Below are 14,874 nucleotides of genomic sequence, written 5' to 3'. Positions count from 1 at the left end.
TGCCCGGTGGCCCCTCGCGGTAAAGTCACTGCCCCTCACAAGGACCCTGATGCCCCGCTCCAAGAAGTTCCGCCGCCTGCGCATCATGGTGGTGCTGGTCGTGCTGCTACTGGTGGCCGGTGTCTCGGCCGGCGGCTGGTACGGCGTGCGCCAGGTGCACGCCTCCTACCCGCAGACCACCGGCAGCATCCACCTCCAGGGCCTGTCCGGCCCGGTCGACGTCGTCCGGGACGACAAGGGCATCCCCCAGGTCTACGCCTCCAGCGCGCAGGACCTGTTCATGGCCCAGGGGTATGTGCAGGCGCAGGACCGGTTCTGGCAGATGGACGTGAACCGTCACATCACCTCCGGCACGCTGGCGTCGATGTTCGGCTCCGGTCAGGTGCAGACGGACGCCTTCATCCGCACCATGAACTGGCGCGGGGTCGCGCAGGCCGAGTGGGACCACCAGCTCTCGGCGACTACCAAGGCGTACCTGCAGGCGTACAGCGACGGCGTCAACGCCTGGCTGAAGGACCACCCCGGTGGCGCCGGGGCCTCACTCGAGTACGCCCTGCTCGGCACGGTCTACGGCGGCTACAAGCCCGCACAGTGGACGCCGGTCGACTCGATCTCGTGGCTCAAGGCGATGGCCTGGGACCTGAGCGGCAACATGCAGCAGGAGATCGACCGTTCGCTGCTGGCGGGGAGCCTGTCCACCCAGCAGATCGCCGACCTCTACCCGTCCTACCCCGAGTCCACCAACGGCACCATCATCGCGAGGACCGGCAAGGTCGCGAAGGACGGCACCTACGTTCCCGGCGACGGCGTGAAGACGTCCGCGATCAGCCCCGGCACGGGTGCGAAGGCCACGTCGACCGGGTCCGGCAACGGCTCCGCGACCGTGCCGGCCGCCTACCGGACGGTCGGCGGCAAGCCGGCGGCCGAGGGCGCGCAGCAGGCGGCGCAGGCGCTCGCCGACAACATCTCCGTGCTGCCGACCATGCTCGGCCGGCCCGGTGCGGCCGGTATCGGCTCCAACTCCTGGGTCGTCGACGGCAGCCACACCACCACGGGCAAGCCGCTGCTGGCCAACGACCCGCACCTGGCGCCGGGCATCCCGTCCATCTGGTACCAGATGGGCCTGCACTGCAACACCGTCAGCGCGCAGTGCCCCTTCGACGTCACCGGCTTCACCTTCCCGGGCATGCCCGGCGTGATCATCGGTCACAACCAGAACATCGCCTGGGGCTTCACCAACCTCGGGGCCGACGTCCAGGACCTCTACCTGGAGCAGGTCAACAGCGACGGCACGTACCTGCTCGACGGCAAGAACGTCGCGTTCAATACCCGCCAGGAGACCATCAAGGTGGCGGGCGGCTCGGACCAGACGGTCACGGTCCGCACCACGCACGACGGCATGCCGATCATCTCCGACCACAGCACCCAGGAGCAGAGCGTCGGCGCGAGCGCGCCGGTCGACGGCTCGGCGCCGCCCCGTGGCGGCGGCTACGCCATCGCGCTCAAGTGGACGGCGCTGATTCCGAACAAGACCATGGACGCGGTCTTCGCGCTGGACAAGGCGAGCAACTTCGCCGAGTTCCGCGGCGCCGCCCGTGACTTCTCCGTCCCGGCGCAGAACCTCATCTACGCCGACACCCAGGGCAACATCGGCTACCAGATGCCCGGCGACATCCCGATCCGCCCCACGGTGAACGGGACCGCGTCCGACGGCACCTACCCCCAGCCCGGCTGGGACTCCCACTACATGTGGCAGAAGAACTTCGTGCCGTTCCCGTCCCTGCCCTGGGAGGAGAACCCGAGCTCGGGCTATATCGTGACGGCCAACCAGGCGGCAGTGGACTCGGCGAACTACCCCTACCTGATCACCAAGGACTGGGACTACGGCACCCGCGCGAAGCAGATCACCACGCTGATCCAGGGCAAGCTGGCCGGCGGTGGCAAGATCTCGCCGGAGGACATGGCCTCGATCCAACTGGACGACACCAGCGTCTTCGCCAAGACCCTCGTGCCCTACCTGCTCAACATCCCGATCAACGAGCCCTACTACAAGCAGGCGCAGGATCTGCTGCGGGGCTGGAACTACGAGCAGGACTCCGGTTCGGCGGCCGCCGCGTACTACAACGCGGTCTGGTCGAACCTGCTGCACCTCGCCTTCGACGAGAAGTTCCCGGCCGAGGTCCGCAGCACCACGGACTGCATCATGGTGATCCCGGCCGACAAGGCCGGCATTCCGCAGGACGACGTCAACGGCAAGGCCCAGCGGGTGCGCACCTGCGGTCTGCGCGACGACGCGACTGCGCAGCCGGACGGCAGCGACCAGTGGACCACCGTGGTCGGCAAGCTGCTGCCCCACGCCACCGACGCGTGGTGGAACTGGACGGACGACAACGGCAACCAGGTGCAGGGCCGCGACAGCCTGCTCAAGGAGGCCATGATCGACGCCCGCAAGCAGCTGACCTCGCTCATGGGCAAGGACATCAGCGGCTGGAGCTGGGGCCGGATCCACACCCTGGAGCTCCAGGAGCGCACGCTCGGCACCGACAACTCCTCGATCGCCTCCGGCGCCGTGCACTGGCTGCTCAACCGCGGCCCGTACAAGCTCAACGGCGGCAGCGCGGCGGTCGACGCGGCCAGCTGGAACGCTGCCAACGGGTTCACCGTCGACGAGGCGCCGTCGATGCGGATGGTGGTCGACCTGTCCGACTTCGACTCCTCGCACTGGATCAACATCGGGGGGGCCTCGGGGCACGCCTTCGACCAGCACTACGACGACCAGATGCAGATGTGGGTCGACGGAGAGCTGCTGACCTGGCCGTTCTCCCAGCAGGCCGTCAACGCGACGGCGAAGGACAAGCTGGCACTGACGCCGTAGGCGGGAGCGACGCGGCGCGCGCGCCGCCACGCCTTCGAGGCGCGGGGAACCGGACGGTTCCCCGCGCCTCGGGCGTTCACGGGCAAGGCCTTCGACGGCCTTGCCGAGGTCGCGCCCGATCGACGGTGGGTCGTCAGCCACGCTCCTCGTGGTCGTGGTCGTGGTCGTGGTCGTGGTTGTGGTTGAGATCCCGCTCGTCCCGCTCGTCCCGCTCGTCCCGCTCGTCCCGCGCGAAGCGCAGCGTGCGGTGCGGGGTGATGACGGCGTCCACCGGCCGGTCATGGGGTTCCGCCGGCAGAGCCGCGACCAGCTCACCGTCGAACAGGAGGGTCACCAGCCGCGCCGACGAGGCGGCCGCCGCCAGCCGGGCGAGCACGCGGTCGTAGCTGCCGCCGCCGCGGCCCAGGCGCACGCCTGTGGCCGGGTCGACGGCCAGGCCCGGCAGCAGGACGAGATCCGCCCCGACGACGGCGTCGGGGCCGAGGCGCGGCCCGGTCGGCTCCAGCAGGCCGAGCCGGGCCGGAGCCAGGCCAGTGGGGCCGTCGTAGACGGCCCAGTCGAGGTCGTTGTCGGGCAGCAGCACGGGAAGCAGCACCTCGACGCCGTCCGCCCGGAGCGTGTCGAGGAGCGGGCGGGTGCCGGGCTCGGACCCCATCGAGACGTAGCAGGCCACAGTCCCTGCCCTCGCGGCGGTGACGAGCACGCGCGCCGCCTCGGCAAGTGCGTTCGACGCAGCCTCCCGCTCGACGGGTGACATGTCCGACCGTTCGGCGAGCAGCCGTGACCGAAGGGCCTTCTTCTCGTTCTCCATCAGATGGGACGGCCTTCCGTCTCGTTAACCGGCCAGCACTGTGCGGAGGGACGACATGCCGCCCGTCCTCGCTGACATCCTCGCTGCTCTCTGCCTTCCCGCGCTGCTTGCCACCGGGCTGCTCCTACGCGGGCGGTCCCGGGTGGGGGCGCGGGTGGCCGCCCAGGCGGCGGAGCTGGCCGAGCTCCGTGCCGGGCGGACGGAGCTGGAGCGCACCTCGTGCACGGACGCGCTGACGGGCGTGTGGAACTACCGCTACCTGCAGCTGGCCCTCGACCGGGAGATCGCCCGCTGCAAGCGGCGCCCGGCGGAGCGGGTGCTGGGGGTGCTGCTGCTGGAGATCGAGGGCTTTGTCGAGATCCGCCGCGAGCACGGTTACCAGCGCGCCGGCGCGGTCCTGCGGGACCTCGCCCAGCGGCTGGCCATGGAGGTCCGTGAGGAGGACGTCTTCGGCCGCTATGGGGGCGAGGAGTTCCTCGTGCTGCTGCCGGACACCGACGAGGCGGGCGCGCGGACGGTGGCCGACCGGCTGGCCTGGACGGTCCGCCGGCACCCGCTCGCGCTGCCGTCCGTTCCGGTGCTTCCGGACGAGAGCGGTGCTCTCCCAGGTAACGGGTTGTCTGCCCGGGTGGGCCTCGGCTTGCTGCCGCAGGACGGTTCGCATGCGGCACTCCTGCTGCGGGCCGCTGACAAGTCTCTGACAGCGGAGAGACATCCGGCGGACACGCAGGGGCAGCTAAAGTCGTCGGTATGACGAAAGCTCGTGCGCGCCAGATCTCCAAGGCGGTCATTCCCGCCGCCGGACTCGGCACCCGCTTCCTGCCGGCCACCAAGGCGACCCCGAAGGAGATGCTTCCGGTCGTCGACAAGCCGGCGATCCAGTACGTCGTGGAGGAGGCGGCCTCAGCGGGGCTGACCGATGTGCTGATGATCACCGGCAGGAACAAGCGGCCCCTGGAGGACCACTTCGACCGGGCCTACGAGCTGGAGGAGCAGCTCGCACGCAAGGGCGACCAGGCCAAGCTCGACCGGGTCCGTGAGTCCAGCGAGCTGGCCACGATGCACTACGTCCGCCAGGGCGACCCCAAGGGCCTCGGGCACGCGGTGCTGTGCGCGGAGCCGCACGTCGCCGACCAGCCGTTCGCCGTGCTGCTGGGCGACGACCTGATCGATCCGCGGGACCCGCTGCTGGCCAAGATGATCGAGATCCAGAACGAGCTCGGCGGCAGCGTCGTCGCGCTCATCGAGGTCGACCCGGCCCTGGCCCACCTCTACGGCTGCGCTTCGGTGCGCCCCGCCGAGTACCCGGGCCCGCACGGGGTCGACGAGGACGTGGTCCGGATCACCGACCTGGTCGAGAAGCCCGCCCCCGGCGAGGCGCCGAGCAACTACGCCGTCATCGGCCGGTACGTCCTCGACCCCAGCGTCTTCGACGTGCTGCGCGAGACCCCGCCCGGCAAGAACGGCGAGATCCAGCTGACCGACGCGCTGCGCGTGCTCTCCCAGCGCACGCCGGGGCGCGGCGGCCCCGTGCACGGTGTGATCTTCCGCGGCCGCCGGTACGACACCGGCGACAAGGGCGACTACCTGCGTGCGATCGTCCGGCTCGCGTGCGAGCGTGAGGATCTGGGCCCGGAGTTCCGGGCCTGGCTGAAGGAGTTCGTCGTCAGCGGCGAGCTGGACGGTCCGATCGAGCCCTTCTGATCGGTACCTGATCGGCACGGCCACCGCACCGGGATCGCGGCGCTCCAGCGGCGTCCGCACCGCACGACCATGGGGGAAGGCACCATGACCGACCTGCAGCACCAGCACGGGCACGACCACGGCCACGAGCACGGCACCGGACACGGTTCCGGCGCGGGTGAGGGCCAGGGGCATGCGCACGAGCACGGTCATGGCGCCGGTCTGGCGGACCCGTGCGCCGCGCAGCCGGGGACGGACCGGCAGTGGACGGTCGAGGAGCACCTCGCCGACGTGCTGGCCGCGGTCTCCCCGCTGCGTCCGCTGGAGCTGCAGCTGCTGGAGGCGCAGGGCTGCCTCACGGTGGAGGAGATCGTGTCCGCCGTCGCCCTGCCGCCCTTCGACAACAGCTCGATGGACGGGTACGCGGTCCGCGTGGCCGACCTCGCGGGCGCGACCAAGGACTACCCCTCGGTGCTGACCGTGGTCGGCGACGTGGCCGCCGGCGCGGCCTCACTGCCGGTCATCGGGCCCGGCCAGTGCGCCCGGATCATGACGGGCGCGCCGCTGCCGCCCGGCGCCGAGGCGGTCGTCCCGGTGGAGTGGACCGACGCCGGGACGGGCTCGGGAGAGCCCGCTACGGCGATGGCCCCGCAGGGCACGGAGCCGGTCGCCACCGGCGAGGTCAGGATCTTCCAGTCGGCCGAGCCCGGCGCCTTCGTCCGGCGGCGCGGCGAGGACATCTCGGCGGGGCAGGCGCTGCTGCCCGCCGGGACCTTGCTCGGCCCGACGCAGATCGGCCTGCTCGCCGCCACCGGCCACGACCGGGTGCTGGTCCGTCCGCGCCCGCGTGTGGTCGTGCTGTCGACGGGCAGCGAGCTCGTCCAGCCGGGCGCTCCCATCGGCCCCGGCCAGATCCCGGACTCGAACAGCTTCGCCCTCACCGCCGCGGCCCGTGACGCCGGTGCGCTCGCCTACCGCGTCGGCGGCGTCCCCGACGAGGCGGAGCGGCTCCGCGAGGTCATCGACGACCAGCTGATCCGTGCCGACCTGATCGTCACCAGCGGCGGCGTCAGCGTCGGTGCGTACGACGTGGTCAAGGAGGCGCTCGGCGAGCAGATCTCCTTCCGCAAGCTCCGGATGCAGCCGGGCAAGCCGCAGGGCTTCGGCGTGCTGGACGGCTCGGACGGCCCGGTGCCGCTCCTGGCCCTGCCGGGCAACCCGGTCAGCGCCTACATCTCCTTCGAGCTCTTCGTGCGCCCCGCGATCCAGGCCATGCTGGGTGCGACCGAGCTCCACCGGCCGCAGGTCACGGCGCGCCTCACCCGGGCGATCGGGTCCTCTCCGGCGGGCCGCCGCCAGTTCCTGCGGGCCGCCTACGACGCCGGGACGGGCACGGTGACCCCGGTCGGCGGGGCGGGCTCGCACCTGCTCGGAGCGCTGGCCCAGGCCAACGCCTTCCTGGTGGTCGACGAGGACGCCACGGCCGTCGCCGCCGACGCCGAGGTGCGCGTGATCCTGCTCGACTGAGCGGGCGCCGCCGAGCTCCGCCCCCGGGGGCGAGCAGGAGCGGCGGGAGCGAGCGGGGGCGACGGCCGGGCGCCGGCGTCGCCGCCGATGGGACGCGTCGGCCGGGCAGCGATACCCTGGCGCCGCACCCCGCCGTCACGATCGCAGGAGCGCCAAGTGCACAGCACCAGCCCCGTTCCGTCCGGGTCCGGGTTGACCCACGTCGACGCCTCCGGCGCCGCCCGGATGGTCGACGTCTCCGAGAAAGCGACGACGGCCCGTACGGCCCGCGCGTCCGGTCGCGTGCTGGTGTCGCCACGTGTCGTCGAGTTGCTGCGCGGCGAGGGCGTGCCCAAGGGCGACGCGCTGTCCGTGGCGCGGATCGCGGGGATCATGGGAGCCAAGCGCACGCCCGATCTGATCCCGCTCTGCCACCCGATCGCCGTCTCCGGTGTGACCGTGGATCTCGTCGTCGCCGACGACGCTGTCGAGATCTCTGCCACCGTGCGCACCGCGGACCGGACCGGCGTCGAGATGGAGGCGCTCACGGCGGTCGCGGTCGCGGGCCTGACCGTGATCGACATGGTCAAGGCCGTCGACAAGGGCGCCAGGATCGACGCGGTCCAGGTGGAGGAGAAGACCGGCGGCAAGAGCGGCGACTGGCACCGCGCGGACCTCGCCGCGCCCGAGGAAGGGGTGGGGCGATGATCCGCGCCTTCGTGCTGACCGTCTCGAACCGCGCCCACGCCGGGGTCTACGAGGACCGGGGCGGGCCGATCCTGGCCGCCGGCCTGGCCGAGGTCGGCTGCATGGTGGTCGGACCCGTCGTGGTGCCGGACGGGGACCCGGTCCTCGTCGCGCTGCGCAAGGCCGTCGCGGACGGCTACGACGTGGTCGTCAGCACCGGAGGCACCGGCCTGACCCCGCTGGATCTCACCCCCGAGATGACCGAGCAGGTCATCACGCGGCCCGTGCCGGGCATCGCGGAGGCGATCCGCGCCTACGGGCGGGAGAACGGCGTACCCACCGCTGCCCTGTCGCGCGGACTGTCCGGACTGGCCGGACGCACCCTGATCGTCAACCTTCCGGGCTCTCCGGGGGGCGTCAAGGACGGCCTGGCGGTTCTCAAGCCGCTGCTGGCCCACGCCGTCGACCAGGTGCGTGGTGGCGACCACCCACAGGCGTCCGGCGGCGCCGACGCGAGAGGGGGCCCGCGCTGAACGCCTTCTGGCCGGCCGAACTGCGGGAGGGCCCGGTGACGCTGCGTCCGATCCGGGTGCGGGACCAGCGCGCCTGGCAGGAGGTCAGCCGGCGCAACCGGGACTGGCTGCGCCGCTGGGAGGCCACCGTGCCCCCGCCCCCGCCCGGCCATCCGCAGAGCCCGCGTCCGACCTACCGTCAGATGGTCAGGTTCCTGCGGCGGGAGGCGAACGCGGGACGGATGCTGCCGTTCGTGGTGACGTACGAGGGGAACCTCGTCGGCCAGCTCACGGTAGGCGGTGTCACCTGGGGTTCGATGTGCTCCGCGAATATCGGCTACTGGGTCGACGAGGGGCATGCCGGGCGCGGAATCATTCCGACCGCCGTAGCCCTCGCGACCGACTACTGCTTCCGCACGATGGGGCTGCACCGGATCGAGATCTGTATCCGCCCCGAGAACGTCCCCAGCCGTCGCGTGGTCGAGAAACTCGGATTTCGCGAGGAGGGTCTTCGTCCACGCTATCTTCACATCGACGGCGGCTGGCGGGACCATCTCGTCTACGCGCTGACGGCGGACGAGGTTCCGGAGGGATTGCTCGCGCGATGGCGCGGAAACAGTGGAATCCAGAGTCACCATCACCACAAATAGGTCGATATGAACATGATTCAGCGACACACCGGCCGAAATAGCCGCCGGGCCGTCCCTCACGCCCGTACGGTGTGAAGCGTGAGCAGTAGCGGCCTCATTTACGCGGTCATCGTCGGGGCCTGGGCTGCGTATCTGGTCCCCATGTGGCTCCGCCGTCAGGACGAGCTCAACGAAGCGCGTCCGACGGAGCGATTCAGCACGGCGATCCGGCTGTTGTCCGGGCGCGCCGCGATGGAGCGGAAGATCTCCCGGCAACTGGAGGAGACCCAGCCGCTTGCGGCGCCGAACGCCCCGGACGCCGAGGGCCCGGCCCCGGTCCAGGGCCGAGGCGCGGCCGAGGACACCGACCCGCGCGACGACGAGGGCGGCAACGAGGGCGGCAACGAGGGCGAGGACGAGGCGTTCGCGCGTCCGGCGTACGTGCCCCGGGCTCCGCACGCGCCCCAGGTGGCCTCAGGGGCCCACCAGGGCGCGCTGTCGCCCGCCGTCGCGTCCCGCCGCCGTGCGGCGCTGCTCGCGCGGCGTCGGCGAATGGTGGTGCTGCTCTTCGTCGCCTTCACGGTCGGCATGGTGGTCGCGGCGGTGGGGGGCGTCGCCCTGCTCTGGATCCCCGCCGTCCCCGCCGTCCTCTTCTCGCTGTACATCGCCCAGATGCGCCGTCAGGAACGGCGCCGCTACGAGGTGAAGATCGACCGTCGCCGCGCGGTCGAGGCGGCCCAGCACGTCCGTCGGCAGGCGGCGGAACGTCGGGAGGCCGCGACGGCGGCCGGAACACGGCAGGCCCCCCGGGAGGCGTCGGCGCCCCGCTCCACCGAAGCGACGGCACGCGCGGCAGACGACCAGGTCCACCGCGTCGCGCGGACCGCCTCCGGCGCCGGAACGCCGGGCGCCGTGAAGCCAGGCGGTGCGGAGCAGGGCGGTACACAGCGGGGCGGTGCACCACAGGGCGTCGGCCGGGCCGATCCCTGGGCGGACCACGATCTGCCGGAGCACGCCGGGCCGGTCGCCCCGGCCGTCGCGCAGGGGGACGGCGGCTGGGATCCCGTTCCTGTCCCGCTCCCGACCTACGTCACGGCGCCGGTCGCGCCGCGGGCGACCTTCGGGCTGGACCTGTCCGCCCCGGACACCTACTCCGCCGGCCGCACCGGCAAGCCCCGCGCGGCCGGGCAGGCGCCCGCACCCGCCCAGCCGACGACCCCGGCCCGGGCGCCGCAGGCGCCGACCGCGCCTCCCCGTCGTCAGGCGCCGAAGCCGGCCACACCGCTCTTCGACCAGTTCGCCGACGACACCCCCCGTGCGGCCAACGAGTAACCCGTGCGCAAGCACCCCTCCGGACCTGCTAGAGTTTCTTCTCGTTGGGGCTGTGGCGCAGTCCGGTAGCGCACCTCGTTCGCATCGAGGGGGTCAGGGGTTCGAATCCCCTCAGCTCCACCCAACACAGAGGGCCTGTCCGAGAAATCGGACAGGCCCTCTGTCGTTCTTCAGGGCGCCGTCGGTGCGTCTTCGGTGCGGTGACGTGAGTCACATGAGTGCCGTGCCTGAGGGGGCCGCGCCTGAGGGGAACAGGATGTTTTCCGGCGAGCCGGCGGCCACGACGCGGCCGATGGCGATGCGTCAGGGCGCGACGCCGGGCCTCGGCCTGCGGAGGCCCGGCGGATCAGCGAGCCGGGAGTGGTCCGCCCCGACGTCAGGGCCGGGGGTCAGGTGAGGGACTCCGCCCAGGCCGACAGGGTGGCGAGGTCCGCCGCGGTGAGGCCGGTGCTCGCGTCGACGGGCAGGAGGAGGGCCGGGGCCGGATGGTTGCGGCGCACCCAGTCCTGGTCGGCCCGCGCGATCTCGTCGTCGACCCAGGCGAACGGCCGTCCCGCCGCCCACGCGACGATCTCCGGGGTCTTCCAGCAGCCGCGTCCGCGCGGTACCGGACGTGGCCGCTGCCAGGCGATGAAGGGCAGCTCGGGCAGGCCGACCAGCGGGGCGATCCAGTCGTTCGCCTCGGCTTCCCAGGTCGTCGCCCAGGCCAGGTCGAAGGGGAGGGCCAGGAGCCGGGCGCCGTGGTCCGGGTTGAGCCAGACCGGCAGCGGGAGGGGCTCGCGCGGACGTGGTGACGCGGCGATCCGCAGTTCCTCCAGGGCGGCCCAGCTCGGCGGCATCAGGAAGTGCTCGGCGAATCCGTCCGGCCGGCCGTCCGGCATCCCGCCGAAGGCGTTGAGCGGGCCGTCGACGTCGAGCAGCAGCAGCGGACGTGCGCGGTCCGGCGCCGGGGTGCGGCCGGCGGCGGCGTCGGGGCCCGGGCCCGCAGCGGACGAAGGCCGCTCCCGGTCGCTCACGCGACGGGGAGCGCGGACGGCAGGCCCCACTCGCTCCACGAGCCGTCGTAGACCGCGAGATCGCGGTAGCCCGCCACCGTTGCGCCGAGCGCCAGCACGCAGGCGGTGACGCCCGAGCCGCAGCTGAACAGCAGCCGGGGCGCGGTGCCGCCCGCTGCGTCGGCCGCACCGGGTGGCGGCGCCGTCGACCGGGTGCGCAGCGCCTCCGCGAAGCGGGCCTGCAGTGCCTCGGGCCGGAGCAGCAGGCCCGAGGCGTCCTGGAGGGTGGTGAAGGGCAGATTGACCGCGCCCGGCATGTGGCCCGCGCGCAGCCCGGGGCGCGGCTCGGGGACGAGGCCCTCGAACCGCTCGGCGGCGCGGGCGTCGAGCACCGCCGCCTCGGGGTCCGTCAGCGCCGCGAGTACCACCGAACTGTCGACGAGCATCCCGGGGCGGGGGCGGGCCGTGAAGTCCCCGGGTTCCGCCGGGCCGGGCGGGGAGCTCTGCTCGGGCAGGCCGGCCGCCGTCCAGGCAGGGAGGCCGCCGTCGAGGACGGCCACCCGCTCGAAGCCCATCGCCCGCAGCATCCACCACCCGCGTGCGGCCGAGTAGAGGCCGGCGTTGTCGTAGAGCACGACGGTGCCGGTCCCGCCCAGGCCGAGCCCGCGCAGTTCGCGCTGGAACTGCTCAGGTGTGGGCATGGTGTGGGGCAGCGGGCTGTCCGGCGCCGAGAGGGGGCCGTCCAGGTCGAAGAGCCGGGCGCCGGGGATCGCCGCGAAGTCGTGCCGGTGCGCGCCGACGCTCGCGTCGCACACCAGCAGGCCCGGTGCGCCGAGGTGGGCCGCGAGCCAGGCGACGTCCACGAGCGGCCCGGGCAGGCAGAGCGGAGCGGTGGCGAGCGGAGCGACGGCGAGCGGACCTGTGGCGAGCGGAGCGGTGGCGGGGGGAGCGGGCGGTTCGCTGACGGTCACGGGGGCACGCCTTTCCGGAGCCGATCCCTGCGGTGGTCGACGATCAACCGGACACTATCGCCAGCGCGTCCACCTCGACCCGGAATTCCGGATGGACCAGGGCGGCGACCTGGACCAGCGAGCAGGCGGGCGGACGGGTGGTGTCGACGAACTCGTCCCGGACCGAGCGGAAGAGCGGAAGGTCGGCCAGGTCGGTGAGGAAGACGGTCAGCTTGGCCACGTCCGACCAGTCGGCCCCGGCGGCGGCCAGGGCGGCGCCGACGTTGGTGAAGACCTGCCGCAGCTGCGCCTCCGGGTTCGGGGCCGCACCGTCCGGGCCCGCGGCGCCGACCAGGCGGCCGTCGCCGTCGAGCGGGACCTGGCCGGAGACCGCGACCAGGGAGCCGGACCCCGCCACGGCGTGGCTGTAGCCGTTGACCGGAGGCAGCCCGGCGGGCCGGAGGTGGTGACGGAGGTTCGTCATGTGCGTGGTCCCGTTCTGGTGGGCGGTACGTGATCACCGTGCAGGCTGCCAGATCCGGAGCCGTCCGGGGGCCCCGGGCCGGGCCGGTGGGAGAAGGTCTCTTACCGGTTCCTCATCGAGTCGTGGAGAATCGATGTCGTGACCCCGACTGTGCTGCTGGCCGAGGATGACCGTGCCATCCGTGATTCGCTGGACCGCCTGCTGACCCTGGAGGGTTATCAGGTGACTCCGGTGTCCGACGGCATCGAGGCCCTGGCCTCCGTGCACAAGCAACGCCCGGACGTGCTCGTCCTGGATGTGATGATGCCCGGGATCGACGGGCTCGCCGTCTGCCGGGTGCTGCGGGCCGAGGGCGACAACGTGCCGATCCTGATGCTGACGGCGCGTGTGGAGACCTCGGACCGGGTGGCCGGACTGGACGCGGGCGCGGACGACTACATGCTCAAGCCCTTCGAGGCGGAGGAACTGCTGGCCCGGCTGCGGGCGCTGCTGCGTCGTGCCGCGGTGCCTTCCATGTCGGCGGAGGCCGCCGTGGAGGCGGACTCGGTCACGGCCGGGCACGACCTGATCGAGGTCGACGACCTGCGGATCGACTCGACGGCACGGCGGGTCTGGCGCGGCGGCGAGGAGATCCAGCTCTCCCGCACCGAGTACGACCTGCTCGAACTGCTCGCCCGCAACGCGGGCATCGTGCTCGACCACAGCACGGTCTACGACCGGATCTGGGGCTACGACTTCGGGCCCGGTTCGAAGAACCTGGCCGTCTACATCGGCTACCTGCGCCGCAAGCTGGACACGCCGGGCCGCACGCCGTTGATCCACACCGTCCGGGGCGTGGGGTACACGCTGCGTGAGCCGTGAGTCGGCTCCGGGCCAACATAGGCCTGCGGCTCCGCTTCGCCATCGCCTTCGCCGGGCTCGCCGCGCTGGTCACGGTGCTGGTGGGCGCGCTCGGCTACACCTCGGCGGCGTCGCTGATCCGGCAGGACCGGGCCAGGGACTTCCAGGCGTCGCTGAGCACCCTGGTCGGGGACGCGCAGACGCTGGAGCTGAATGCCCAGGACTTCGTCTCCACTCAGGAGAGCCAGGAGCACCTGGTGGACCAGCTGACCCACTCCGGGGACATCGGTGTCCAGGTACTCGGCCCGGACGGCAAGGTCCTGCAGTACGCGGACAAGCAGAACAGCCAGATGGACCCGTTGCCGACCGACCCCGGGGACCGGCAGCTGGCCCGCACCCAGGCCGCAGGCCACACCCGGAACGTCTACGTCGACACCGGCGGGGACCGCTACCAGGTGGTGACCGTCTCCCTCGGCGGCGGGCGCGGCGCGGTGATGCTCTCCGAGCGCCTGAGCGCGACCGACGAACTGCTCGGCTCGCTGATGACGCGCATCGCGCTGACCGCCGGACTGGTGATGGTGGTCGCCGGTGCGGCGGGCTGGTGGGTCGCGGGTCGGATCACCCGCCGGCTGGTGCGGCTGACCGCGACCGCGGAGCAGGTCGCCGCGACCGGTGAGCTGACCTTGGACGTGCCGCAGCGCGGCCGGGACGAGATCGGCCGGCTGGCCCGCGCCTTCGACGACATGCTCGGCCGGCTCGCCCGGTCCAAGGAGGACCAGCGGCGGCTGGTCCAGGACGCCGGGCACGAGCTGCGCACACCGCTGACCTCGTTGCGGACCAACATCGCGGCACTGCGCCGGATGGACCGGCTCTCAGCCGCCTCGCGCGGCGCCCTGCTGGACGACCTGGAGACCGAGACGCGTGAGCTGACGGTCCTGGTCAACGAGTTGGTGGAGCTGGCGAACGACCGGCGCAGCACCGAGGCTCCGACCTCGACGGAGCTCGACGAGCTCGCCGAGCGGGTCGCGGACCTGACGCGTCGGCGTACCGGCCGGGAGATCGTGGTCGAGGCCGACCCGGTGGAGGCGACGGTCCGGCCGCAGGCGCTGCAACGTGCGCTGACCAATCTGGTCGAGAACGCCGCCAAGTTCTCCACGGGGCCGGAGGAGATCCGGGTGGTCGTGCGGTCCGACCGGATCACCGTGCTGGATCGGGGACCGGGCATCGAGCCGGGGGACCTGGACCGGATCTTCGACCGTTTCTACCGGGCGACGGCTGCGCGCAGCCTGCCGGGGTCGGGCCTCGGGCTGTCGATCGTGCGCGAGGTCGCCGAGGAGCACGGCGGTGAGGTGTTCGCCCGCAACCGCGTCGGGGGCGGTGCGGAGATCGGCTTCACCCTGAAGGCGGACGCGGACCCGGGCGCGTCGGACGCGCGCGGGGAGCTTCTCCCGCACCCGTCGCGGTCGTTGGGCAAGGCCGCGCCGTGGCCGCGACACGCGGAGAACAAATCGGACAAATCTGGAGTATCTGGGTAGATTCCCGAGTGACCGACGTCTCGAAGAGACTCGAA

At 72.4% G+C, this 14,874-nt stretch carries 14 protein-coding genes and 1 tRNA gene; 11 read left to right on the top strand and 4 right to left on the bottom strand.

The window, feature by feature from the left end:
• Nucleotides 1-49 precede the first annotated feature (49 nt).
• Complete coding sequence (locus tag ABH931_RS08415; protein ID WP_370111430.1) at nucleotides 50-2,875, top strand: penicillin acylase family protein; 2,826 nt, start codon at nucleotides 50-52, stop codon at nucleotides 2,873-2,875.
• Between the two features lie 133 nt (nucleotides 2,876-3,008).
• On the opposite strand, the gene ABH931_RS08410 is transcribed toward ABH931_RS08415, so the two are convergent.
• A complete protein-coding gene (locus tag ABH931_RS08410; protein ID WP_370111428.1) occupies nucleotides 3,009-3,686 on the bottom strand; it encodes a 5-formyltetrahydrofolate cyclo-ligase in 678 nt (225 codons plus the stop codon).
• Nucleotides 3,687-3,741: 55 nt separating this feature from the next.
• Here ABH931_RS08410 and ABH931_RS08405 point away from each other — a divergent pair, with 55 nt between their 5' ends.
• From ABH931_RS08405 to ABH931_RS08370, 8 genes are all read left to right on the top strand, one after another.
• Nucleotides 3,742-4,440 carry a GGDEF domain-containing protein gene (locus ABH931_RS08405; protein ID WP_370111427.1) on the top strand — a complete coding sequence of 233 codons (699 nt, stop codon included), beginning with the start codon at nucleotides 3,742-3,744 and terminating at the stop codon, nucleotides 4,438-4,440.
• The gene (gene galU, locus ABH931_RS08400; protein ID WP_370111426.1) at nucleotides 4,437-5,390 is read left to right on the top strand and encodes a UTP--glucose-1-phosphate uridylyltransferase GalU; all 954 of its coding nucleotides are present in this window, start codon (nucleotides 4,437-4,439) and stop codon (nucleotides 5,388-5,390) included. The genes ABH931_RS08405 and galU overlap by 4 nt, the downstream gene beginning before the upstream one ends.
• A gap of 84 nt (nucleotides 5,391-5,474) precedes the next feature.
• Complete coding sequence (glp, locus tag ABH931_RS08395; protein WP_370111424.1) at nucleotides 5,475-6,896, top strand: gephyrin-like molybdotransferase Glp; 1,422 nt, start codon at nucleotides 5,475-5,477, stop codon at nucleotides 6,894-6,896.
• Nucleotides 6,897-7,121: 225 nt separating this feature from the next.
• Nucleotides 7,122-7,583, top strand: coding sequence for a cyclic pyranopterin monophosphate synthase MoaC (gene moaC / locus ABH931_RS08390; protein ID WP_370111680.1), 462 nt, complete (start codon nucleotides 7,122-7,124; stop codon nucleotides 7,581-7,583).
• The gene (locus tag ABH931_RS08385; protein ID WP_370111422.1) at nucleotides 7,580-8,095 is read left to right on the top strand and encodes a molybdenum cofactor biosynthesis protein B; all 516 of its coding nucleotides are present in this window, start codon (nucleotides 7,580-7,582) and stop codon (nucleotides 8,093-8,095) included. Before moaC ends, ABH931_RS08385 begins: the two co-directional genes overlap by 4 nt.
• A gap of 35 nt (nucleotides 8,096-8,130) precedes the next feature.
• Complete coding sequence (locus ABH931_RS08380; protein ID WP_370111420.1) at nucleotides 8,131-8,724, top strand: GNAT family N-acetyltransferase; 594 nt, start codon at nucleotides 8,131-8,133, stop codon at nucleotides 8,722-8,724.
• A 78-nt stretch (nucleotides 8,725-8,802) separates the two neighbouring features.
• The gene (locus tag ABH931_RS08375) at nucleotides 8,803-10,035 is read left to right on the top strand and encodes a hypothetical protein (RefSeq protein ID WP_370111418.1); all 1,233 of its coding nucleotides are present in this window, start codon (nucleotides 8,803-8,805) and stop codon (nucleotides 10,033-10,035) included.
• Nucleotides 10,036-10,081: 46 nt separating this feature from the next.
• Nucleotides 10,082-10,155, top strand: a tRNA-Ala gene (locus ABH931_RS08370).
• A gap of 269 nt (nucleotides 10,156-10,424) precedes the next feature.
• On the opposite strand, the gene ABH931_RS08365 is transcribed toward ABH931_RS08370, so the two are convergent.
• The 3 genes from ABH931_RS08365 to ABH931_RS08355 form a co-directional block, all read right to left on the bottom strand.
• Nucleotides 10,425-10,916 (bottom strand): hypothetical protein, encoded by a 492-nt coding sequence (locus ABH931_RS08365; protein WP_370111678.1) that lies wholly within the window; start codon nucleotides 10,914-10,916, stop codon nucleotides 10,425-10,427.
• 131 nt (nucleotides 10,917-11,047) lie between these two features.
• Nucleotides 11,048-11,908, bottom strand: coding sequence for a sulfurtransferase (locus tag ABH931_RS08360; RefSeq protein ID WP_370111676.1), 861 nt, complete (start codon nucleotides 11,906-11,908; stop codon nucleotides 11,048-11,050).
• Nucleotides 11,909-12,044: 136 nt separating this feature from the next.
• Nucleotides 12,045-12,464, bottom strand: coding sequence for a RidA family protein (locus ABH931_RS08355; RefSeq protein ID WP_370111416.1), 420 nt, complete (start codon nucleotides 12,462-12,464; stop codon nucleotides 12,045-12,047).
• Between the two features lie 138 nt (nucleotides 12,465-12,602).
• Between ABH931_RS08355 and ABH931_RS08350 the strand changes: the two genes are divergently transcribed.
• Nucleotides 12,603-13,325: a response regulator transcription factor gene (locus ABH931_RS08350; RefSeq protein WP_370111415.1), complete on the top strand. Its 723-nt coding sequence runs from the start codon at nucleotides 12,603-12,605 to the stop codon at nucleotides 13,323-13,325.
• The gene (locus tag ABH931_RS08345) at nucleotides 13,322-14,839 is read left to right on the top strand and encodes an ATP-binding protein (RefSeq protein WP_370111413.1); all 1,518 of its coding nucleotides are present in this window, start codon (nucleotides 13,322-13,324) and stop codon (nucleotides 14,837-14,839) included. Before ABH931_RS08350 ends, ABH931_RS08345 begins: the two co-directional genes overlap by 4 nt.
• Nucleotides 14,840-14,874: the final 35 nt, after the last annotated feature.

The organism is Streptacidiphilus sp. MAP12-33 (genome assembly GCF_041261265.1).
In the GTDB taxonomy this organism is placed as follows: domain Bacteria; phylum Actinomycetota; class Actinomycetes; order Streptomycetales; family Streptomycetaceae; genus Streptacidiphilus.
Note: the sequence above shows the minus strand (reverse complement) of the source record. Positions and strands in the feature narration are given on the sequence as shown.